This window comes from Pseudotabrizicola sp. L79 (assembly GCF_036553525.1).
Lineage (GTDB): Bacteria > Pseudomonadota > Alphaproteobacteria > Rhodobacterales > Rhodobacteraceae > Pseudotabrizicola.
Map to the genome: position 1 here is coordinate 170,909 of NZ_JAZHDA010000057.1, position 21,620 is coordinate 192,528.

Below are 21,620 nucleotides of genomic sequence, written 5' to 3' on the forward strand. Positions count from 1 at the left end.
AGAGGGGATGAGCATGGTCAATCTCCTGCCGCGCGGCCCTTGAGGGCGATGATGCCCCGGGGGCGGAACTGGATGAAGAGGATGATGAAGAGGATCATGTAGGTTTGCGCGGCGAGGGTGTTGGATGGGTTGAGCCATTCGATCCCCTTTTGCAGGCCGCCGATCATCAGCGCCCCGGCAAGCGTGCCCCAGATATTGCCGACACCGCCGACCACCACGGTCATGAAGCTTTGCACGATGTAATCGCTGCCCAACTCTGACGTGACCTTGGCAAAGAGCCCGATGGCGACGCCCGCCACCCCCGCGATGCCCGAGCCAAGGCCGAAGGTCAGCATGTTGATCCGGTCGGGGTTGATGCCCATGGAGGCGGCCATGCCGGGGTTTTGCGTGACCGCCCGCACCTCGAGCCCGAGGCGGGTGCGTTGCATCAGCCACAGGAACAACAGCAGGAAGGCCAGGGCCAGCACGAAGATCGCGATGCGGATGTAGCTGATCGAGACGACATCGTTGAAGCTGAGCGCCCCATCCAGCCAGGACGGGGCCGTGAGGGGCCGGGCCTGGGTGCCGAAGATGTTTTTGGCCAATTGTTGCAGGGCAATCGAGATGCCAAAGGTGGCCAGCAGGGTTTCAAGCGGGCGTTTGTAGAGATGGCGGATCACCAGACGTTCCATCGCGACGCCGGCGGCAAAGGTGACGGCAAAGGCCAATGGCAGGGCGATGAGGATGGAGAGGGTGTAATTGGTGATGAAAAGCTGAACCACATAGCCGGTATAGGCCCCCATCATGATGAATTCGCCATGCGCCATGTTGATGACCCGCATCACGCCAAAGGTGATGGCAAGGCCGATGGCCGCGAGAAAGTAGATCGAGGCGAGCGACAGGGCATCGAGGGCCAGATCGACGGTTTGCATCGCGCCAAGCTTGACCTCGATGCCCGTCAGGGCGGTGCGGGCGGCGGATGTGACGGCGGCATCCGGCTCGGCATAGGTTTCGTAAAAGTCATGCGCCGCGACGGCGGCCGATACCTCGTCATCGGTGGCGGCGAGGGGAACGGTGCCCGCAGCTTCGAGCGCGGAATAGGCGCGGTCGCGGGCGGCGGGGGTGTTCAATTGCGCCACCGGGATGCCGGCCACCTGATCTTGGACGATATTGGCCACAAGGGCCGCTTTCAACTCGGCCCGCGTCAGACGGGCGGGGGCAAGATTGGTGGCGACCAGCAGATCATAGGCCTCGGCTTCGGACAGATCGCGGCCCGGCAGCAGGTTGCGTGCGACATTGCCCTGGGGCTGGGCCCCGGCAGGCATGGCCCGCCGGGTGGTGACCAGCAGCGGGTTCAGCACGGCGCGCAGATCAAGCCCAAGATCGCCTGAAAAGCTTTCGATGGCGGTGATGCGCGCGGCGGAATCGGCATCAAAGCGCAGGGTCAAGAGCCGTTCAAGGCGCTGCTTTTGTGCAAGGATCGTTGCATCCGCCTCGGTCGCAAGCGAGGCGCGCAACGGGGCCAGATGGTCAGGCGAAGGATCGCGGGCGATGGCGGTCAGCGCGGCCTGACGCTGTATCGGATCAGGATCGGACAGCTGGAACTGCACCAGCGCCGTGGCGATCAGCCCCCGCACCCCGGCATTGGGGCGCAGCTCGGTGATCTCGGCCTTGGCGGCTTGCCCGGCTGCGGTGCCATCCAGGGCGCGCAAGGCATAGCCCTGGGCATTGGCGGTGATCAGAAAGAACTGCCCGTCGGTCTTGCGGATGCCAAGGCCCTTGTCGGCCCAGGCCATCAGGATCGTGGCGGCCTGTGGGTCGCCCGATGCCGCGAGGGCCGCGATCACTGGCCCGATCGTCGTGCGCGAGGCCTTTTCGACCAGGGCCTTGTTTTCGGACAGGATCTCGTCGGCCTGTTCGGCGGCTGCGACCATCGGCCAAAGCGCCACGCAACAGGCAAGAACAGCGGCAAGAAAAAGGCGCATGACGGCAGAACCCAAGGGAAAAGGAGGAAGCGGGCGGGGACAGTGCCCCCGCCCAAGGCCAGATCAGTAGTTCGACTTGATCTGCACGCAGGTCTTGGTTTCGGTGTTATACATCCCGCAATCAAGGGCGGCCCAATCCGACTCGAGCACCGCCGATTCCGGCAGGAAATCGGTCCAGGCGTCACCGGCCACCGGCTCGGTCTGGCTGATGATGTCAAACTGGCCATCGGCGCGGATTTCGCCAATCAGCACCGGCTTGGTCAGGTGGTGGTTGGGCAGCATCTTGGCGGTGCCACCGGTCAGGTTCGGCACCTCAAGGCCATACATGGCCGTGCGCACCGCATCGACATCGGTGGTGCCGGCCTTTTCGACCGCCTGAACCCACATGTTGAAGCCGATCACATGGGCCTCCATCGGGTCGTTGGTCACGCGGTTTTCACCGGCAAAGGCCTTCCACTTGGCGATGAATTCGGCATTGGCGGGGGTGTCGGCCGACTGAAAGTAGTTCCAGGCCGCAAGGTGGCCCACAAGGTTTGAGGTATCAAGGCCCGAGAGTTCTTCCTCGCCAACCGAGAAGGCGACAACCGGGATGTCATCGGCGGAAACGCCTGCCGCGGCGAGTTCTTTGTAAAAGCCAATGTTGGCATCGCCGTTGATGGTGGAAATCACGCCCACCTTCTTGCCATCGGCGCCCAGCGCCACGACATCGGCCACGATCTTGGACCAGTCGGAATGGCCAAAGGGCGTGTAGTTCACGAAGATATCTTCTTGCGCGATCCCCTTGGACGCCAGATAGCTTTCCAGAATGTTGTTCGTGGTGCGCGGATAGACATAGTCGGTGCCCAGCAGCGCAAACTTTTCGACACCCAGTTCTTCAAGGAAGTAATCGGTGGCGGGAATGGCCTGCTGGTTCGGCGCGGCGCCGGTGTAGAACACGTTTTTCGAGCTTTCCTCGCCCTCATATTGCACGGGGTAGAACAGCAGGCCGTTCAACTCCTCGATCACCGGCAGCACCGACTTGCGGCTGACGGATGTCCAGCAGCCGAACATCACATCGACATCCGACACGGTCAGCAATTCGCGTGCCTTTTCGGCAAACAACGGCCAGTCGCTGGCCGGGTCCACCACCACGGCCTCAAGCTGTTTGCCCAGAACGCCACCCTTGGCATTCTGTTCGGCAATCAGCATCAGCATGGTGTCTTTCAGCGTGGTTTCCGAAATCGCCATCGTGCCCGACAGCGAGTGCAGAACGCCCACCTTGATCGTGTCGTCCTGCGCCTGCGCCATGCCAGCCGACAGGGCCACGGCACCGGCCAGACACATTCCCTTGAACTGAGTCATTTTCATCCCTCTTTCGGGGCCACCCCAGACGACAGGCCTTTTCGCGCGCAAGGCGCGGGCCTATGGTCGGGTGGCAACTTTGGTTGCACCCCGTGCGGTGGGGGCGGACTTCCAGATCTTGGCCCCTGCCGCACATCCTGTTGTCGCAACGGGTCTTTGCCACGTCGCAATTGCAAGAGAAGCGGTCACGCCGCACTGCGGCAATCACCAGAGTGCGCTTTTCGGGGCGCGCCTTGGGTTGCCGGCCATATGCGCGCAAAAATCGGGCGAATGCGCAAAATTGATGCAGTTATTGATTGGCGCAAAGAGAATCATTTCGGCGTTTGATCAAAAAACAAACGAAACGGCGGCCGCCACGGGGGCAGCCGCCGGTGCGCAGGCGCGGTGCCGTTGCGTCAATCGCGCAGGGCCAACCCGCCATCGCGTTGCAGAAAGGCGATGATCTGGTCCAGCCCTTGGCCCTTGCGCAACTGGGCCATCACATAGGGCCTTGCGCCGCGCGCACGCTGTGTGTCTGCCTCCAGCAAGACCGGATCAACCCCGACATGCGGGGCCAGATCGGTCTTGTTCACCACCAACAGATCTGACCGCGTCACCCCCGGCCCCCGCTTGCGCGGAATATCCTGCCCGGCGGCGGTGTCGATGACATAGATCGTAAGGTCAGCCAGTTCGGGGCTGTAGGTCGCGGCCAGATTATCGCCCCCCGATTCAATCAAGATCAGGTCAAGATCGGGGTGCAAGGCGCGCAGATCGGCCACGGCTGCCAGATTGATGCTGGCATCTTCGCGGATGGCCGTATGCGGGCAGCCCCCGGTTTCAACGCCGCGGATGCGATCGGCAGGCAGCACTTGGGCGCGCAGCAGATATTCGGCATCTTCGCGGGTATAGATGTCATTGGTGATCACCGCCATCGAACAGCGGGCGGCCAGCGCGCGGGCCAGATGTTCGGTCAGCGTGGTCTTGCCCGCCCCCACCGGCCCGCCGATGCCAACGCGCAATGGTCCGTTTCCGCTCATGTTCTGAAAATCCTTACATCCATCGTTTCATGGGCCAGCGCCGCCATATCGGCCCCCAGGGCCGCTGTGCCCAGATCATCCAGCGTCCAGCCCGTGGCCTGCTGCGCCAGATCGGAAATCAGCGGGTGCAAGGCCGCCAAGGCCCCCTGCCCGGCCTCTTGCCCCAAGGGCATGAAGCGCATCGCAACCGACGCCAGATTGCTGGCAAAACTGTGCAGATACAGCCCAACCACCTGTTCAGGCGCAAGCCCCAGGGGGGCTGCTGCCTCTCCCACCGCCACCGGCAGGCAGCGCGCAGCCAGGTTGCGCCCTGTCAGGGCGGCCACGGTGCGGGCAAAGGCTGTGCCCTGATCCAGCGTTTCGCGCAGGCGTTCGGAACCGGGTTGCAAAGCGCGGGCCAGATCATCCAGCGCGGCGTGATCGGCATCGTCGCGCAAGGCCGCCACCAGCAAGATCGCATCCTGACGACCTGCGCCGAATTCCAGCACATCGGCCAGCCATTGGCGCAGCGCGGATTGCCCCTCCACCTCGCCCGCCGCTATGGCCGATTCCAACCCGTGCGAATAGGCAAAGCCCCCGGTCGGAAAGGCCGGGGACAACCACTGCACCAGTGTCAGCAGGCCCTGCGTCATGCCTCGGCATCATCCTCATCGGTTTCGGTTGGCCCGTGCGACGAATGGTGATGCACATGTTTGTGGCCGTGATGGCTGTGATCATGGTCATGCTTGCCGTGGTCGTGGCCCCCGTGATCATGCCCCCCATGGTCGTGCCCCATCGGGCGGCCCAGACCATAGGCCCCAAGTTCGGGCGTAAAGGGTTCTGACCCGGCCACCACCGTGGCCCCCAACTGCTCCAGCATCGCTTTCAGCACATGGTCCTGCCGGATCACCAGCCGCCCCGCCTCGATCTGGCAGGGCGTATGGCGGTTGCCGATATGCCAGGCCAGACGCGCCAGATCGGGGCCGGTCACGCTCAGCACCTCTTCCTCGGCGGCGATCACCTGAATGGCGCGGCCATCTTCCAGCCGAAAGCCCCAGTAAAGATCAAGGTTGGTCACCTCGGGCAGATCAACCAGAAAGCCTTCGTCATGCACGGTCACAAGCCGTTTGCGCCGAACGAGACGCTCTTCATAGGTCAGCACCACGCAATCATAGCATTCGGCGGGCGCTGTGGTCAGCAGGGTGTGGGCGGGGGCAAGGTCTTGGGTCATCTTGGCCTCAATGGGTGAAAAGATCGGCAAACAGCCATCGGGCCAGAGTGTCGCGCGACAGGCCCATGGCTGCAAGGGCAGGATCGGGCAAGGCGTAAAGCCGGGCAAATTGCGCCTCACGCGCGCGGCGCAAGGCATAGCCATTCAGGCCCGTTGCCTCGGTGGCAAAGAACAGGTCAAGCGCATGGGCGGCTTTGGGTGAGAGGGGCGAATTGGCGGGGCGCTGCATCACAAGGGCCTCCGTTGCGGTGGCAATATCCCTCCCAAAGGCCATGATAGCCCGGTTTTCCCCAAATCCAGCATCAAATTTACGCAGCACCCGCGCGCGGGCCACCATCCGCCGCCGCCTGCAAGGCGACAGGGCATCTTGGGGCATCGGGATGCACGATTGCTTAACCCTTATGCCGCAGCCTGACCGAACCCACCCCGCCAGCATGAGGCCCGCATGACCGAACCCAGACTTGCCGAAGAACTGTTGACCCTGCGCCGCCAGATCGCCCGGCTGAAGGCCCGCGAAGAAATGATCGAGGCGCGGTTGCAAAGCACCCCCGCGCTGCAGGGCGCGCTGCGGCCCGGATGGCCGATCCAGCGTTTGGCGCCCGGTGCGCACAAGGGGCATACCGCGCATTGACCAGCCCCTAGAACAGGAAATAGCGCTGCGCCAGCGGCAGTTCACTGGCAGGCTCGCAGGTCAGCAACACCCCGTCGGCCCGCACCTCATAGGTTTCGGGATCAACCGAGATTTCGGGCGTGGCGTCGTTCAGCACCATGTCACGCTTGCCGATGCCGCGTGTGCCCTGCACCGCAAGGGTTGATTTCGCCAGACCCAGTTTGCCCGCGATATCATCATCCTGCGCGGCCTGACTGACAAAGGTCACCGCGTTGCGTTCCACACTGCGGCCATAGGCCCCGAACATCGGGCGGGTGTGCACGGGCTGTGGCGTGGGAATGCTGGCATTGGGGTCGCCCATCTGCGCCACAACGATGCAACCGCCCAGCAGCACCATTTCGGGCTTTGCCCCAAAAAAGGCGGGCGACCACAGCACCAGATCGGCGCGCTTGCCTTCGGCGATGCTGCCCACATGCTGCGAAATGCCATGCACGATGGCCGGGTTGATGGTGTATTTCGCGATATAGCGGCGCACCCGCAGGTTGTCATTCTCGCCCTGCTCGCCCTCCAGCCTGCCGCGCTGAACCTTCATCTTATGCGCGGTCTGCCAGGTGCGGGTGATCACCTCTCCCACCCGGCCCATGGCCTGACTGTCAGAGGACAGAACGGAAAACGCGCCCAGATCATGCAAGATATCCTCGGCTGCGATGGTTTCGCGCCGGATACGGCTTTCGGCAAAGGCCACATCCTCGGGCACCTTGCGGTCAAGGTGGTGGCAGACCATCAGCATGTCGAGATGTTCCTCGATCGTGTTGACCGTATAGGGCATCGTCGGGTTGGTCGAACTGGGCAGAATGTTCTGGCTGGCCACGACCTTGATGATGTCAGGCGCATGGCCCCCGCCCGCGCCCTCGGTGTGGAAGGCATGGATGGTGCGGCCCGCGATGGCCTTTAGCGTGTTCTCGACGAAACCGCTTTCGTTCAACGTGTCGGTGTGGATCATCACCTGCACATCCATCGCATCGGCCACCGTCAGGCAACAGTCGATAGCACCGGGCGTGGTGCCCCAATCCTCGTGCAGTTTCAGGCAGGATGCGCCCGCCCGCACCTGCTCTTCCAGCGCGGCAGGCAGGCTGGCATTGCCCTTGCCCGCAAAGGCAAGGTTCATCGGAAAGGCATCTGCCGCCTGCAACATCCGCCCCAGATGCCAAGGCCCCGGCGTGCAGGTCGTGGCCAGCGTGCCATGCGCGGGGCCGGTGCCACCGCCCAGCATGGTGGTCAGGCCCGAATGCAGCGCATCGTCAATCTGCTGCGGGCAGATGAAATGGATATGCGCATCCATGCCGCCTGCAGTCAGGATCTTGCCTTCGCCCGCGATGATCTCGGTGCCCGGCCCGACAATCACATCCACCCCCGGCTGGGTATCGGGGTTGCCAGCCTTGCCGATCTTGGCAATGCGCCCGTCGCGCAGCCCGACATCGGCCTTGTAGATGCCCGCGTGATCAACGATCAGCGCATTGGTGATCACCGTATCCATCGCCCCTTGGGCGCGGGTGATCTGGCTTTGGCCCATGCCGTCGCGAATAACCTTGCCGCCGCCGAACTTCACTTCCTCGCCATAGCCGCCCCGCTCGGCGATCAGATCGCGCTCGACCTCGATGATCAGATCGGTGTCGCCAAGGCGCAGACGATCGCCTGTGGTGGGGCCATACATATCGGCATAGGCGGCGCGAGAGATGGAATAGGCCATGAGAAAATCTCCGAAGATCGGTCAGAAACAGGGGGCGGCGTCAGCCCTTGGCGGGTTTGCGCCGTGGGGCACGGGCCAGACGGGTCACATTGGCGCGGGTCTGGCGGGCCACCGGGGCCAGCGCCGCCTCGGCCACTTCGGTCGCGGATTTGCCCGCCATCATGGCGCTTGATGCGGCCATGCCGCTTTGCTGGGCCGCCACCAGCTTTTCGGTCATCATCCGGCGGTTTTCACCGGGCCGCACCGACCACAGCCCCGCCATGCCCATCATCCGCATGGCGATAATCATCTGCGCCTCGGTCAGCATCAGGCCCGTGCGGATCGACAGCCGCAGCATTTCAGCCGGAGAGAAGAACATCATCACGCCCCCCCGCCATCCAGCGGCCCCATGACCTGCTGGTTGAACCCATGGACAACCCGCCCCCCCGCAAGGGGCACCAGCCGCACCTCGCGTGCCTGACCGGGTTCAAACCGCACAGCGGTGCCTGCGGGAATATCCAGCCGCTGCCCGCGTGCGGCGGCGCGGTCGAACTGCAACCCCGCATTGGCTTCGGCAAAGTGGTAGTGGCTGCCCACCTGCACGGGCCGGTCCCCGGTATTGGCCACCATCAGCACCGTTACCGGCGCGCCGTCATTCAGCACCAGATCGCCCGCGGCGCACAACACCTCGCCCGGGGTCATTTGCGGCCCCAAAAGCGCGCCGCCACCCATCCGGCAGCGGCTGCAAGCACCGCAAAGGCCACCCAGCCATATTCGATCCCGTGGGGGTGATGGTGCAGGCCGTCATGCGCAGCCACGGGCGTGGCCAACATCAGCAAGGCAGGAACAGACATACGGTGCATTGCGGGGCTCCTATCGGATGGGGTGGTGAACGGTCACCAGCTTGGTGCCATCGGGAAAAGTGGCCTCAACCTGCACCGAGTGGATCATCTCGGCGATCCCCTCCATGCATTGATCGCGGCGAATGACGCTGGCCCCCGCCTCCATCAGATCGGCCACACTGCGACCATCGCGCGCGCCCTCCACGACGAAATCGGTGATCAGCGCAATGGCTTCGGGGTGGTTCAGCTTGACGCCCCGCTCCAGCCGGGCGCGGGCGACCATCGCGGCAAGGCTGACCAACAGCTTGTCCTTTTCGCGGGGGGTCAGGTTCATGATCTCTCCTTTACATCTGCCAGACGCCGGGCAACGGCCGCCCCTCGCGCAGCAGGCCAAGACAACGGGCGATCTGACGGCGCAAAGGCCAGCCATCGGCGGCATGGGCGCGCAGCATCAACCGCCCCGGCAGGGCACTTGCCCCCGCCGTCACGCCCGGTTCGTCCAGCAACCGGCGCAGGGGGGCCAACAGGTCGGGCGCATCTGGGGCCACAAGGCACAGGCTGGCAAAGGCGCGGATACCGCCCATGCCCGCAACGCCGGTTTGCAAGGCCCGGTCAGACAGAACCAAAGGCTCGACCCAGATCGGCCTGTCCGCGCGTGAAATCTGACGCCAGTCGCGCAAGGCAACCTGCGCCACCGTCTCGCCCATTGCTTGCCGGCCCAGCACCACCATTTCCAGCACCAGACAGCCCGCACCTGCACCAAGCTGCACCACGGTGCGCCGGTCCAGCGCCGCCCCGTTGAACAAAATGGTCTCTTGCGGCAGCCAATCCAGAAAGCCACCCGCACCCACCGACAGATCTACGCGCACCCGCGCCATACCGCCCGAGGACCGATAGGCCCGCTCGGCGGTTTGGGTTGTCGCCACAGCCACAACGCCGGGGTCCAGATCCACGGTATAAGACAGGGCATCGCCGCCCGTCAGCCCGCCCGAAGTGTTCAGAAACACCGCCTCGGGGCAGGCGCCGACATGGGGCAAGATCACCTTGGCGCTGCCGCTTTGGCGCAGGCCACACAGGGTGATGCGCCCGGCGGCCTGGCCCAGCGCCACCCGCGCCTCGCCCCGGCTGCGCTGCATCACAATTGGTTCGGCTGCGGCGTTCATCACTTCCCCATTTGGAAATGACCCTTGCCTGCGGCCCCGCACAGCTCAATGCCATGCCTGAAGCGCAAGCGGTTCAGGGCAGCCGCCACCCAACGCCTGCCCACAAAAACGCCGGTATGATCAGAAAACAGGCAGGACAGAAATCTGCCGTGACGGGTCGATCAATAGGCCCCGCGCGCCAGGGCCACAGCCCCAAAGGTGCGCCACAGCAAGGCCAGATCGGTCACCAGACCGGCCTGCCGCAAATAGCGGATGTCCAGCTCGACCATTTCGTCAAAGCCAAGGTCGGCACGCCCGGAAACCTGCCACAACCCGGTCAGCCCCGGCAGGCCCTTCAGCCGCTGCAATGCATGGGGGGAATACTGCGCCACCTCTTCGGGCAGGGCCGGGCGCGGGCCGACAAGGCTCATCTCGCCTTTCAGCACGTTCCACAATTGCGGCAATTCATCCAGCGACGACCGACGCAGGAACCGGCCCACACGGGTGACACGCGGATCATTGCGCTGCTTGAAGCACAGGCCCGCTCGCTCTGACTGCGCGACAAGGGCCGCACGACGGGCCTCGGCATCGGGAAACATGGTGCGAAACTTGACCATGCGAAAGGTGCGGCCATCCCTGCCCACCCGAGTCTGCACGAAAAACACCGGCCCCCGTGAGCCCAGCTTGACCGCCAGCGCAAGCAACGCAACCACCGGCAGCACAACCGGCAACGCAAGCAGGATCAGCACCAGATCGAACAGACGCTTGCGGCTGCGCGCGGTATAGACCGGTCGCCCCACGAAAAGACCAACCCAGAGAATGGAAACGGCAGACATCGCATTACCCCAGCCCAGCCCGGAAAAGCCCCAGGCGGCGACTCGGGTTCTATATCAGCGAAGCGCTTGAAACCGATGGGAAACCCGCGCCAAAATTCCCCTCGGACCAATGACGTAACGTCACAGGTCAGGGGGCATTGGCCGGTTGCGCCATGAAGGCGGCCAGTCGCTGGCGCAAGGCGGGGGGCCAGGGTTGCGATGCGGGCTTGCCATTCTGCGCCCCCGCAAAAACCAGCACCAGCCGCACCGTGACGCGCTTTTCGCCGTCACACCACGCCTCTAGCGTCAGGCTGACCGAGCTTTGGCCAAGCCGCGTGACCGAAAGTTGCCAGTCCAGTGTTTCCCCCAGCCGCGATGCGGCATGAAAATCAGCCTCAAGCCGGGCAGTCGGCACGCCTTGGGCCGCCGCCATCATCGCCGCGTAAGAATGGCCGACGATGTCCCGAAAGAAGTTTTCAGCGACGGAATTCGTCATCTCGAAATAGCGCGGGTAAAAGACGATACCGGCAGGGTCGCAATGATTGAATTCGATCTGGATCGGGCGATGATAGATCACGGTTGGGGTATCCTGTCTTGACTGCGGGGGAACCGGCAAAGCCGATCAGGGGTTGGCCAGAAAGCTGTCGACCTCGGCGCGCTTGGGCATGGCGGCGGCCGCCCCTGCCCGCGTGACCGAGATTCCGGCCACGGCGCAGCCAAAGCGCAAGGCGGCCTCGATTGGCTGGCCCTCGGCCAAGGCGGCGGCAAAGCCGCCGTTGAACGCATCCCCCGCGCCAGTGGTTTCGCGCACCGGGCCAGGGGCCCGCGCGGGAACATGCAGGCTGTGCCCGCCCTTGCGATACAGCACACCCTTTTCGCCCAAGGTCACGATCACGGCGCCGACGCCCCGCGCGATCAGCGCATCTGCCGCCGCTTCGGCCTCGGCAAGCGTGGTCACGGGCAAGCCGGTCAGCCCCTCGGCTTCTGACTCGTTGGGGGTGATGATATCGACCAGCGCCAGCAACGCGTCGCTGAGTGCCGCGGCCGGGGCCGGGTTCAGCATCGTGGTCACGCCCGCGGCCCGTGCGATCTGCAATCCGGCCAAAGCGGCCTCCATCGGCTGTTCCAACTGGGTCAGAAACACCCCCGCCCCCGCGATCAGCGCGCTGTTGGCCTGCACATCCGCCTTGGACAAACCGCCCGCAGCACCGGGGCAGACGATGATGGCATTCTGGCCCGTGCCTTCTTCCAGAAAGATAAAGGCCGACCCGGTGTGGCTTTCGACATCCTCGATCACATGCGGGGTCACCCCCGCCTCGGCCCAGATGCCCCGTGCCATCATGGCAAAATCATCCGCCCCAAGCCGGGTGATCATATGCACATCCCCCCCGGCCCGCGCCGCCGCAACCGCCTGATTTGATCCCTTGCCACCCGGACCAAGGTGAAAGCCAAGGCCCATGATCGTCTCGCCCAGACGCGGCAGGCGCGTGGCGCGATAGGCCGTATCGGCGTTGAAAATGCCCAGAATTACAATCGGCTTGGCCATTGCGTCGCGTCCCCCCTGACGGCATTTCCCTTGACGGCGTGCGGGGCTACCCTGCCCAAAGCCCCAGCGCATCGCAAGAGGCATCGCAGAAGGAAGCGGCGCCGATCAGCCGCGGCTCGCCGGCCCGGCACCATCGGCGGCGGTGGTGGCGGCGGCGGCGGTGGCTTCGGCGGTGGCGTCGGGCAGGCCATCCAGCCCCATGGCCCGGGCCGCATGCTCGGCCAGCCCCATCCCTGCCTGATACATCGTCAGATAACAATGCGTGGCCCCAGCGGCATGAAGCCGGTCAAGATCGCTTTCATACAAGGCGTGCCCAACGATCGGCCCGTCAAACCCCTTGTGCCGCAAGGCGCGGGCGGCGGCCTCTTTGGCCTCCAGATGGTCCATCGCCAGAATGACGGCCTGCAGGTTTGTCACATCCAGCCCGCGCCAAAAGCCTGCATCCTCGACATCGGCAAACAGCACATTGCGCCCCTCGTCCCGCCGCGCCTGCACCAGATAGGTATCCGCATCAATGCCCACCACCCGATCCGTCGCCGCCAGCAGGCTGTCATAGGCCGCCGTGCCCGTGCGCCCCATGCCCAAGACCATCACCGTCGCATTGCCAAGGTTGGTCGGCTGTTCATCGCGGTGCATCCGGCGCGGCTCGAACCGTTGCAACCGACGCTCCCACCGATCAAAAAGCGTTTGCGCTGCGTGATTGACGGGCGAGGCCAGCACAAAGGACAGGCTGACCGACAGGGCAAGCGGCACCAGCCATTCGGGCAAGGCGCGCGAGGCGACGATCAGCCCAAATTCGCTGTATGCCGTCAGGCTGACCGCCGCCAGAAAGGCGCTGCGCGCGCGCAAGCGGAACAAGATCAGGATGAAAAAGAACAAAATGCCCTTGGCAGGCAACACTGCCAAAAACAGCAAGGCCCATCCCAGATCAGCCCAATCTGGCAGGCCCGACATGCCGATCTGCAAGAAAAAGCCGACAAGGAACACCTCTTTCAGCCCCCACAGGCTTTCCGACAGTTCCTTGGCCCGGCGATGGCCCGACAGCATCAACCCCATCACCAGCGCCCCGATTTCAGACGACAATCCCACCGCCTGAAACCCCATGCCGCCCAAGACCAGCGACAGCAGCATGCCCATCAGCACCAGCAATTCATCGTGGCCCGTAAAGTCCAGCAGCCAATGCAACACGGGCCGGATCAGTGGCAAGGCAAAGACGCCCAAGGCCCAGACAGTAGGGGCCTGTCCCGCCCAGACCGCCAAGACCACCAGCGCGATCAGATCTTGCACGATCAAGATGCCAATCGCGGTGCGCCCGTAAAACGTGCCCAGATCGCGCTTGGCCTCTAGAAACTTGGCCGAAAACACGGTCGAGGAAAACGACAGCGCCACCGCCAGCAGCACCGCGCCTTGCGGCGCAAGGCCACTGATCACCGCCAGCCCGGCCCCCAGCACCGTGGCGGTGATGGTGAAATGCAACAGGGCCCCGCCCAGCACCTGCGGCTGCGCCACCTGCGCCAGCTTCAGCTTAAGCCCCACGGCAAACATCAGCAGCAAGACGCCCAGATGCGACACATGGCTGAGAATCTCATGCGTTTCCTCGGGCAGGCCAATCCGGCTGCCCACCGCATTCACGGCAAAGCCCGCCGCCAGAAAGCCCACCATCGGCGGCAGGCCAAACTGGCGCACGGCCAGACCAAAAAAGAACGCGAAGGAAACGCAGATGACCTCGAACATCGTCGCGGTCAGTCCTGATCTTTTGCCTTTTCGGCGCGCGCCTCAGCCGCCGCTTTCATGCGGGCGATCAACTCATCCTTGGCCGGAGTTGCGCCAAACGGGTTCTTTTGCGACCCCTTCTGGTTGTGCTCCCGATGCTTGGGCGTGCCTTTTCCCGCTTTGGGATTGCCTGATTTTCCGTAATCCATTGCCATGCCCCTTCAAGACGTGCTGGCCCCGTCATGCCCCAAGGGCGCACGGCCCGCAAGGCCAAGGCTTAGCCAGCCACCCGCCGACGCACGCGCGCAGGCCGCCCCGGCAGGGCCAGACGCGCATCATTGCGGGCCTTTTCAGCCACCACCTGACCCTTGGAAACCACGGCCAAGCGGTCAGGGCGCAGCCGTAGCGCCTCGGTCGGGTTGGCGGCATCCAGCACCACCAACGAGGCCAGACAGCCGTGCGCCAGACCATGATCCGCAAGCCCCATGATCGCCGCGTTGTCGGCCGTCACCATCCGAAAACAGCGTGCCATCTCGTCGGGATGGGTCATCTGGGCCACATGCAGCCCCATGAAGGCCACATCCAGCATGTCGGCCGTGCCCAGCGAATACCACGGGTCAAGCACGCAATCCTGCCCCCAGCCCACTGTCACCCCGGCAGCCTGCATCTCTTTCACCCGCGTCAGACCGCGCCGCTTGGGATAGCTGTCATGGCGCCCCTGCAAGGTGATGTTGATCAACGGATTGGGGATCGCCGTCATCCCGCTTTCGGCGATCAGCGGGATCAGCTTGGACACATAGTAATTGTCCATCGAATGCATGCTGGTCAGATGGCTGCCCGCCGCCCGCGCGCCAAGGCCGTGCCGCGTCACCTCGCGCGCCATCGTCTCGACATGGCGGCTGAGGGGGTCATCTGTTTCGTCGCAATGCACATCCCACATCAGGCCGCGCTCTGCCGCCATCCGGGCCAGATCGCGCAGGCTTTCGGCACCTTCCTCCATCGTGCGCTCGAAATGGGGGATACCACCCACCACATCGACGCCCATATCCAGCGCCCGGATCACATTGGCCCGGCCCGAGGCGCTGCGATACAACCCGTCTTGCGGAAAGGCCACCAGTTGCAGATCAAGATAGGGGGCCACGATCCGCTTGACCTCCAGCATCGCCTCGACCCCGCGCAGATGGTCGGGGGTGGTGTCCACATGGGTGCGGATCGCCAGCAACCCCATGCTGACCGCCCAGTCACAATAGCGCAACGCCCGCGCCACCATGTCTTCGACCGTGGCCAGATCGCGCAACTCGCCCCACAGGCTGATGCCCTCTAGCAGCGTGCCGCTGGCATTCACCCGTGGCAGGCCATAGCTGAGCACGGCATCCATATGAAAATGCGGGTCCACGAAGGGCGGGCTGACCAGATCGCCCGTGGCATCGATCACCCGGCCCGCCTCGGCCTCGATCCGCCCCACTTCGACAATGCGGTCGCCGCGAATGCCGATATCGGCCACCCGGCCATCGGGCAAACTGCCCCCGCGCACGATCAGATCGAACATCACCGCTCTCCCTTGGCATAGGGCACCATCAGGGCCGCTGGCACCTCGGCCCGCCGCGACATCAGGATCAGTGCCAGAATTGACAGCAGATAGGGCAGCATCAGAAACAGCTGATACGGCACCACCGCCCCGATCGGGGTTTGTTGCAAGCGGATCTGCAAGGCATCAAATCCGGCAAACAACAGCGCCCCCAGCACCGCCTTGCCCGGCCGCCACGCCCCGAACACCACAAGTGCAATGCAAATCCAGCCGCGCCCGTTCACCATTTCAAAGAAGAAGCTGGAAAAGGCCGACAAGGTCAGAAAGGCCCCGCCCACGGCCATCAGCCCCGACCCCACCACCACCGCGCCCATCCGCAACGCCGTGACCGACAGGCCCTGCGCCTCAACGGCGGCCGGGTTCTCTCCGGCGGCGCGCAGGGCCAGCCCCAGGGGGGTGCGATACAGAACCACCGCCACCAGGGCCGCACAGCCAAAGGCCGCATAGGTCAAGGGTGTCTGCGCAAACAGGGCCTCGCCCAGCACGGGAATGCGCGACAGGCCCGGCACTTCCCAAATGGCAAAGGGCTCGATCTTGGGGGGGCTTGTCACCTCGGGCAGGGCCAGCCGATAGGCGTAATAGCTGGTTGAGGTTGCCAAAAGCGTCACCCCCAGCCCAACCACATGCTGGCTGAGGCCAAAGGGCACCACCAACACGCCCTGCACCAGCCCAAAGCCCGCCCCTGCCAGAAAGGCCACGCCAACGCCCCACCACAGCGGAAGGCCCGCATAAACAGCGATCCAGCCGGCAAAGGCCCCGATCACCATGATCCCCTCGATGCCCAGGTTCAGCACCCCGGCCCTTTCACAGATCAGCTCGCCCATCGTGGCAAAGATCAGCGGCGAGGCGATGCGGATCGCCGCCGCCCAGAAACTGGCCGAAAGCAGAATGTCGATCACAGCCTCCATCCCGTGCCCCTTTTGGCTTGGTCCAGACTTTCCGTCGCGCTGCGGGGCGCCAAAGCCACCGGGGCAGCGCGCCACATCCATTGCACCGTCATCCGCGCACCACCCGGAACCGCGTCAGCAAGATGGCCAGAACCATGAACAGCAGTGCCGTGGCCAGCAACATGTCGGCGATATAGGTCGGCACCCCGGCGGCCCGGCTCATGGCATCTGACCCGACAAAGATGCCCGCAACGAACAAAGCCGACACCACCACGCCCAAGGGGTGCAACAGCGCCAGCATCGCCACGATGATGCCGGTATAGCCAAAACCGGGCGACAGATCCAAAGACAGATGCCCCTTCAGCCCCGCCACCTCGGACCAGCCCGCAAGGGCGGCCAGCCCGCCCGACAGCAAGGCGGTTTTCACCAGAACCGCATTGACGGGCATGCCGGCAAAGCGCGCGGCGCGGATGTTCTGGCCCACGGCCCGCATCTCGAACCCCAGCGTCGTGCGGGTCTGGATCAGCCAGACCGTCAGCGCCGCGATCAGGGCCAGCCCAAAGCCCCAATGCAGCCGCAGCCCGTCAATGATGCGGGGCAAGCGCGCTTCCTTGAGCAGGGCCGCCGATTTGGGCCAGCCCATGCCCATCGGGTCTTTCATCGGCCCTTCCAGCAGATAGCTGACGAACAGCGCCATGATGAAATTCACCAACAGCGTCGTCACCACCTCATCCACGCCCAAGCGCACCTTCAAGACCACTGGCACCAACAGCAGGGCCGCCCCCGCCAGCATGGCCGCCACGGCCGAAACCGGCAGAACCAAAGGCCCGCCCAAGGCCCCCGTGCCCAGCAAGACCGCCACGATCGACCCGGCATAAAGCTGCGCCTCGGCGCCGATGTTCCACAGCTTGGCCCGAAAGGCGACAGCCACCGCCAGCCCGGTAAAGATCAGGGGTGTGGCGCGGTTCAATGTCTCAAGCGCGGCGAATTTTGACCCGACGGCCCCGGTGATGATCTGGCCCAGAACGGCAAAGGGGTTGGCCCCGGCCAGCGCCGCCAGCCCGCCCGCCACAACCACAGTGGCCATGATCGCCGCCACCGGCAGGCCCAGTTGTCGCGCCAGCGACGGATGCGCAATCGGCTCAAGCCGCATGGTCGAACCCCTGCCCCGCCATCAAAAGCCCAATCTCGGCCCGGCTTAGGGCGCCCCGGTCAAAAGGGCGCGACAACCGGCCTGCACTGATGACATGGATCACGTCGGACAATCGCTCCAACTCGTCCAGATCTTCCGAGATCAAAAGAACCGCCGCCCCGGCATCGCGTGCCGCAACAAGGCGGGAATGCACATAGGCAATCGCCCCCACATCAAGGCCCCGCACCGGCTGATTGGCGATCAGGATGCCGGGCTGTTCTTCCATCACCCGGCCCAGGATCAGCTTTTGCATATTGCCCCCCGACAGCAGGCGGATGCGCTGATCGGGGCCTTCGCAGCGCACGTCATAGTCGCGGATCACGGATAGCGCATGGGCCCGCACCGCCGCCCAGTTCATCACCCCCGCACGCGCAAAGCGGCTGGCATAGGTTTCAAGGGCGGTGTTTTCGGCCAGGGTGAAATCAGCCACGGTGCCGGTCTTGTGACGGTCTTCGGGAATGCGCCCGACCCCGGCCGCAAGCGCGGCGCGGGCCGACCATTGGGTCACAGCCGCGCCGTCGCAGGCGATCACACCCGCTGTCGGCAGCACCGCCCCGCCGATCAGGTCGGCCAGAGCGGCCTGTCCATTGCCCGACACCCCGGCCAACCCGGTGATCAGCCCGCCCCGCAAATGCAGCGATACGCCCCGCAATCCGGGCGATGAAACGGCGTCCAAGGCCAGTCGCACCGCGCCAGCCACGCCGGGGGCCACCTGCGTTTCGGCCAGCGCCTCGCCCATCATCAGCGCAGCAAGCTCTGCCCGGCTGGTGGCCGCTGTGGCCACCTCGCCCACCACACGGCCATGGCGCAACACCACGCAGCGGTCGGCGGCGGCCATCACCTCATGCAGCTTGTGGCTGATGAAGATCACCGACAGCCCGCGCGCCGTGGCCTGTTTCAGCGTGGCGAACAAGGCATCGGATTCCTGCGGCGTCAGCACCGCTGTGGGTTCATCAAGGATCAGGATCTGCGCATCACGATACAGGGCCTTCAGGATCTCGACCCGCTGGCGCTCTCCCACCGACAGGCTGCCCACGCGCGCATCAGGATGCACCGCCAGCCCGAAATCGCGGCTCAGCTGATCTACCTTGGCCCGCGCCTTGGCCGCACCGCCCAAGGACAAAAGCGGCTGGGTGCCCAGACGAATGTTTTCCAGCACCGTCAGGTTATCGGCCAGCGTGAAATGCTGATGCACCATCCCGACGCCCGCCCGCAAGGCCGCGCGCGGATGGCCCGGCGGCAGTGCCGCGCCCCGCACCCAGACCGTGCCCGCATCGGCGACATAATGGCCGAACAGGATGTTCATCAGCGTGGTCTTGCCCGCACCATTTTCGCCCAGCAGGGCCACCACCTCGCCCCTGTGCAAGGTCAGGCAGATGGCGTCATTCGCCACCAGCCCGCCAAAGCGCTTGGTGATGCCGTCAAGGCGAAGGACAACCTCCGCCTTCTGCACTGTCGGGGTCACGAGGATTTCGGCTCGCTGTCGTCAATGACCACCGTGAACGAACCGTCGCGGATCGCGGCCTCTTTGGCGGCGACCATGGCCATCACCTCGGCCGGCACCTTGCCCTCAAAGCTGCCAAGGGGCGCCAGCGAGCAGCCGCCTTCCTTCATGAAGGAATAGGTGCCATAGTTTTCCGCGGCAAAGCTGCCCGCCTTGACCGCCGCGATGGCGGCATTCAGCGTCGGTTCAAAATGCCACAGGGCCGAGGCGACCACCGTATCGGGGTAATCGGCCTGCGTGTCGATCACATTGCCGATCGCCAGAACGCCTTTTTCCTTGGCCGCATCCGAGACGCCAAAACGCTCGGCATAGAGCATGTCTGCCCCGGCCTCGATCATCGCGAAAGCGGTTTCCTTGGCCTTGGGCGGGTCGAACCATGATCCGATAAAGCTGACCTGAAAGGTCGCCTCGGGTTTGGTTTCGCGCACGCCGGCCATAAAGGCATTCATCAAACGGTTCACTTCGGGGATCGGAAAGCCGCCAACCATGCCGATATTGCCGCTGGCCGACATTGCCCCCGCAATGATGCCGGTCAGATAGCTGGCATCCTGAATGTAATTGTCAAAAACCGACAGGTTCGGGTTGGCCGCCGCATCGGGCAGGAAGGACGACCCCATCAGAAACGCCACATCGGGGTATTCTGCCGCCACTTCGCGCGCCTCGGCCTCGGCCCCGAAAATCTCGCCCACGATCAGCTTGACGCCGCTTTCGGCATATTCACGCATCACACGCGGATAATCGGTATTCGCGACATTTTCCGTAAAGGTGTAGTCGATCTCGCCCGCGGCCTTGGCGGCCTCGGCCGCGACGTGGATGCGGCTGACCCATTGCTGTTCAACCGGCACGGTGTAGATGCCCGCCACTTTCAGCGGCTCTTGCGCCCATGCGCTGCGTGGCATGAACGCCTGCCCCAGCCCAAGGGCCCCACCGCCCAAAATCAGACCCCGCCGGGTGACGGCGAATTTACGGATTGTCATGATGGTCATCCCCGTTGCTAAGCTTGTTTGACCAGACGGTAAAACCGTTTGGCGATTCGCCACAAGGAATGCATGGGCATCCCCGTCTTCGGGCATATTGCCAGCATCCCTGCCCAAGGAACAGGCAGCTTTGGCGCGTATTCGTTCATTTGCCCGATTTCGTGCCAATCGTTTCAGAGGCTTTGACTGTGAAAAAATTGTTACGAAGTCACGATAGATCAGCTTGCGAGACTCGCAAACTCACCGTTACATTCCTGTTACAAGCCCGCGCTTGCCGCCCTTGGAACAGATCTGGGGCGGCACTGACAAGCGGGCCAAAACTTTTAACCGGGAGAGACCCTATGACCATGAAAAACCTGCTTGGCACGACCGTCAGCTTTGCCATGCTGATGTCGGCCACTGTCGCCACCACGGCGGCATCGGCCCAGACCATTGACGAACTTTACGCAGCCGCCAAAGAAGAAGGCATGCTGACCACCATCGCCCTGCCGCATGACTGGTGTGGCTATGGCGGCATCATCGCTGACTTCAAGGCCAAATATCCGGGCATCGAAGTGAACGAGCTGAACCCTGACGCGGGCTCGGCCGATGAGATCGAGGCCGTCAAGGCCAACAAGGACAACAAAGGCCCGCAAGCGCCCGACGTGCTTGACGTTGGTCTGGCCTTTGGCCCGTCAGCGCAGGCCGAGGGCCTGTTGCAGCCGCACAAGGTTGCCGTCTGGGAGTCGATCCCCGATGGCATCAAGGATGCTGATGGCCACTGGTATGGCGCCTATTATGGCGTGATGGGCTTTGCGGTGAACACCGACATGGTGCCGAACCCGCCGCAAGACTGGGCTGACCTGTTGAAGCCGGAATATGCGGGCATGGTCTCGCTGGCTGGTGATCCGCGCGCCTCGAACCAGGCCATTCTGGCGGTTCTGGCCGCAGGCATGGCCATGGGCGGCGCCCCGGGCGAAGAGGCTGGCCAAAAGGGCCTTGAGTTCTTCAAGCAGCTGAATGACGCGGGCAACTTCGTTCCGGTCATCGGCAAGGCCGGCACCTTGGCGCAGGGCACCACGCCCATCGTCATCGCCTGGGATTACAACGGCCTGTCGTGGAACAATGCCCTTGCTGGCAACCCGCCGGTCGAAGTGGTGATCCCGCAGTCGGCCGCCCTGGCGGGTGTCTATGTGCAGGCCGTCAGCGCCTTTGCGCCGCAGCCGAATGCAGGCAAGCTGTGGATGGAGCATATCTTCTCGGATGAAGGCCAGCTTGGCTATATCCGCGGGGGCTGCCAGACCGCCCGCTTTGGCGAACTCGTCGCCGCCGGCAAGGTGCCGCAAGAGATGCTGGACGCCATGCCACCCGCCGAAGCCTACAAGAACGCTTATTTCCCGACGCTGGAAGAAGTGGATGCCAACAAGGTCGCCGTCACCGGTGGCTGGGATGCCACGGTCGGCGCAAACGTTGAGTAAGCTGATCTGATCACGCCCGCCCCCAAGGCCACTTGGGGGCGGGTCTGTCTTTTGCAAACGGGCCGGCAAGTGCCCGGATCACCAGGG

The 21,620-nt window shown here is 64.2% G+C and carries 24 protein-coding genes; 2 read left to right on the forward strand and 22 right to left on the reverse strand.

Going from position 1 to position 21,620, the window contains the following annotated elements; genetic code table 11:
- Positions 1–17 precede the first annotated feature (17 nt).
- From urtB to V3C85_RS19110, 6 genes are all read right to left on the reverse strand, one after another.
- Positions 18–1,913, reverse strand: coding sequence for an urea ABC transporter permease subunit UrtB (gene urtB, locus V3C85_RS19085; RefSeq protein WP_445942047.1), 1,896 nt, complete (start codon positions 1,911–1,913; stop codon positions 18–20).
- Positions 1,914–2,027: 114 nt separating this feature from the next.
- Complete coding sequence (urtA, locus tag V3C85_RS19090) at positions 2,028–3,305, reverse strand: urea ABC transporter substrate-binding protein (RefSeq protein ID WP_445942043.1); 1,278 nt, start codon at positions 3,303–3,305, stop codon at positions 2,028–2,030.
- 395 nt (positions 3,306–3,700) lie between these two features.
- On the reverse strand, positions 3,701–4,321 hold the full coding sequence (gene ureG, locus V3C85_RS19095; protein ID WP_331797161.1) for an urease accessory protein UreG: 621 nt from the start codon (positions 4,319–4,321) through the stop codon (positions 3,701–3,703).
- Positions 4,318–4,953: an urease accessory protein UreF gene (locus V3C85_RS19100; RefSeq protein ID WP_331797162.1), complete on the reverse strand. Its 636-nt coding sequence runs from the start codon at positions 4,951–4,953 to the stop codon at positions 4,318–4,320. The genes ureG and V3C85_RS19100 overlap by 4 nt, the downstream gene beginning before the upstream one ends.
- Positions 4,950–5,531 (reverse strand): urease accessory protein UreE, encoded by a 582-nt coding sequence (locus tag V3C85_RS19105; protein WP_331797164.1) that lies wholly within the window; start codon positions 5,529–5,531, stop codon positions 4,950–4,952. The genes V3C85_RS19100 and V3C85_RS19105 overlap by 4 nt, the downstream gene beginning before the upstream one ends.
- Before the next feature lie 7 nt (positions 5,532–5,538).
- On the reverse strand, positions 5,539–5,907 hold the full coding sequence (locus V3C85_RS19110) for a hypothetical protein (RefSeq protein WP_331797166.1): 369 nt from the start codon (positions 5,905–5,907) through the stop codon (positions 5,539–5,541).
- A gap of 69 nt (positions 5,908–5,976) precedes the next feature.
- On the opposite strand from V3C85_RS19110, the gene V3C85_RS19115 reads away from it, so the two are divergent.
- Positions 5,977–6,162: a hypothetical protein gene (locus V3C85_RS19115; RefSeq protein ID WP_331797168.1), complete on the forward strand. Its 186-nt coding sequence runs from the start codon at positions 5,977–5,979 to the stop codon at positions 6,160–6,162.
- Between the two features lie 7 nt (positions 6,163–6,169).
- Here V3C85_RS19115 and ureC read toward each other — a convergent pair whose 3' ends face one another.
- The 16 genes from ureC to V3C85_RS19195 all read right to left on the reverse strand — a co-directional run bounded on the left by ureC (position 6,170) and on the right by V3C85_RS19195 (position 20,076).
- A complete protein-coding gene (ureC, locus tag V3C85_RS19120) occupies positions 6,170–7,891 on the reverse strand; it encodes an urease subunit alpha (RefSeq protein WP_331797169.1) in 1,722 nt (573 codons plus the stop codon).
- A gap of 40 nt (positions 7,892–7,931) precedes the next feature.
- Complete coding sequence (locus tag V3C85_RS19125; protein WP_331797171.1) at positions 7,932–8,252, reverse strand: antifreeze protein; 321 nt, start codon at positions 8,250–8,252, stop codon at positions 7,932–7,934.
- Positions 8,252–8,572: an urease subunit beta gene (locus V3C85_RS19130; RefSeq protein WP_331797173.1), complete on the reverse strand. Its 321-nt coding sequence runs from the start codon at positions 8,570–8,572 to the stop codon at positions 8,252–8,254. The genes V3C85_RS19125 and V3C85_RS19130 overlap by 1 nt, the downstream gene beginning before the upstream one ends.
- Complete coding sequence (locus V3C85_RS19135) at positions 8,569–8,733, reverse strand: hypothetical protein (protein ID WP_331797175.1); 165 nt, start codon at positions 8,731–8,733, stop codon at positions 8,569–8,571. The genes V3C85_RS19130 and V3C85_RS19135 overlap by 4 nt, the downstream gene beginning before the upstream one ends.
- A gap of 10 nt (positions 8,734–8,743) precedes the next feature.
- Positions 8,744–9,046, reverse strand: coding sequence for an urease subunit gamma (locus V3C85_RS19140; protein ID WP_331797176.1), 303 nt, complete (start codon positions 9,044–9,046; stop codon positions 8,744–8,746).
- A gap of 10 nt (positions 9,047–9,056) precedes the next feature.
- The gene (locus V3C85_RS19145; protein ID WP_331797177.1) at positions 9,057–9,875 is read right to left on the reverse strand and encodes an urease accessory protein UreD; all 819 of its coding nucleotides are present in this window, start codon (positions 9,873–9,875) and stop codon (positions 9,057–9,059) included.
- A 161-nt stretch (positions 9,876–10,036) separates the two neighbouring features.
- Positions 10,037–10,690, reverse strand: coding sequence for a sugar transferase (locus V3C85_RS19150; protein WP_331797179.1), 654 nt, complete (start codon positions 10,688–10,690; stop codon positions 10,037–10,039).
- Between the two features lie 127 nt (positions 10,691–10,817).
- Positions 10,818–11,246 carry an acyl-CoA thioesterase gene (locus V3C85_RS19155; protein WP_331797181.1) on the reverse strand — a complete coding sequence of 143 codons (429 nt, stop codon included), beginning with the start codon at positions 11,244–11,246 and terminating at the stop codon, positions 10,818–10,820.
- Positions 11,247–11,291: 45 nt separating this feature from the next.
- Positions 11,292–12,215 (reverse strand): ribokinase, encoded by a 924-nt coding sequence (gene rbsK, locus V3C85_RS19160; RefSeq protein ID WP_331797182.1) that lies wholly within the window; start codon positions 12,213–12,215, stop codon positions 11,292–11,294.
- A gap of 105 nt (positions 12,216–12,320) precedes the next feature.
- Complete coding sequence (locus V3C85_RS19165; protein WP_331797183.1) at positions 12,321–13,949, reverse strand: cation:proton antiporter family protein; 1,629 nt, start codon at positions 13,947–13,949, stop codon at positions 12,321–12,323.
- A gap of 8 nt (positions 13,950–13,957) precedes the next feature.
- Positions 13,958–14,137, reverse strand: coding sequence for a hypothetical protein (locus tag V3C85_RS19170; RefSeq protein WP_331797184.1), 180 nt, complete (start codon positions 14,135–14,137; stop codon positions 13,958–13,960).
- 68 nt (positions 14,138–14,205) lie between these two features.
- Positions 14,206–15,477, reverse strand: a complete 1,272-nt coding sequence (locus V3C85_RS19175) for a cytosine deaminase (protein ID WP_331797186.1) — start codon at positions 15,475–15,477, stop codon at positions 14,206–14,208.
- Complete coding sequence (locus V3C85_RS19180; protein WP_331797187.1) at positions 15,477–16,424, reverse strand: ABC transporter permease; 948 nt, start codon at positions 16,422–16,424, stop codon at positions 15,477–15,479. The genes V3C85_RS19175 and V3C85_RS19180 overlap by 1 nt, the downstream gene beginning before the upstream one ends.
- Positions 16,425–16,512: 88 nt before the next feature.
- Positions 16,513–17,556, reverse strand: coding sequence for an ABC transporter permease (locus V3C85_RS19185; RefSeq protein ID WP_331797188.1), 1,044 nt, complete (start codon positions 17,554–17,556; stop codon positions 16,513–16,515).
- A complete protein-coding gene (locus tag V3C85_RS19190; protein WP_331797189.1) occupies positions 17,546–19,060 on the reverse strand; it encodes an ABC transporter ATP-binding protein in 1,515 nt (504 codons plus the stop codon). Before V3C85_RS19190 ends, V3C85_RS19185 begins: the two co-directional genes overlap by 11 nt.
- Positions 19,057–20,076 carry a BMP family protein gene (locus tag V3C85_RS19195; RefSeq protein ID WP_445942048.1) on the reverse strand — a complete coding sequence of 340 codons (1,020 nt, stop codon included), beginning with the start codon at positions 20,074–20,076 and terminating at the stop codon, positions 19,057–19,059. The genes V3C85_RS19190 and V3C85_RS19195 overlap by 4 nt, the downstream gene beginning before the upstream one ends.
- A gap of 341 nt (positions 20,077–20,417) precedes the next feature.
- Here V3C85_RS19195 and V3C85_RS19200 point away from each other — a divergent pair, with 341 nt between their 5' ends.
- Positions 20,418–21,533 (forward strand): ABC transporter substrate-binding protein, encoded by a 1,116-nt coding sequence (locus V3C85_RS19200; protein ID WP_331797190.1) that lies wholly within the window; start codon positions 20,418–20,420, stop codon positions 21,531–21,533.
- The last annotated feature ends 87 nt before the right edge of the window (positions 21,534–21,620 follow it).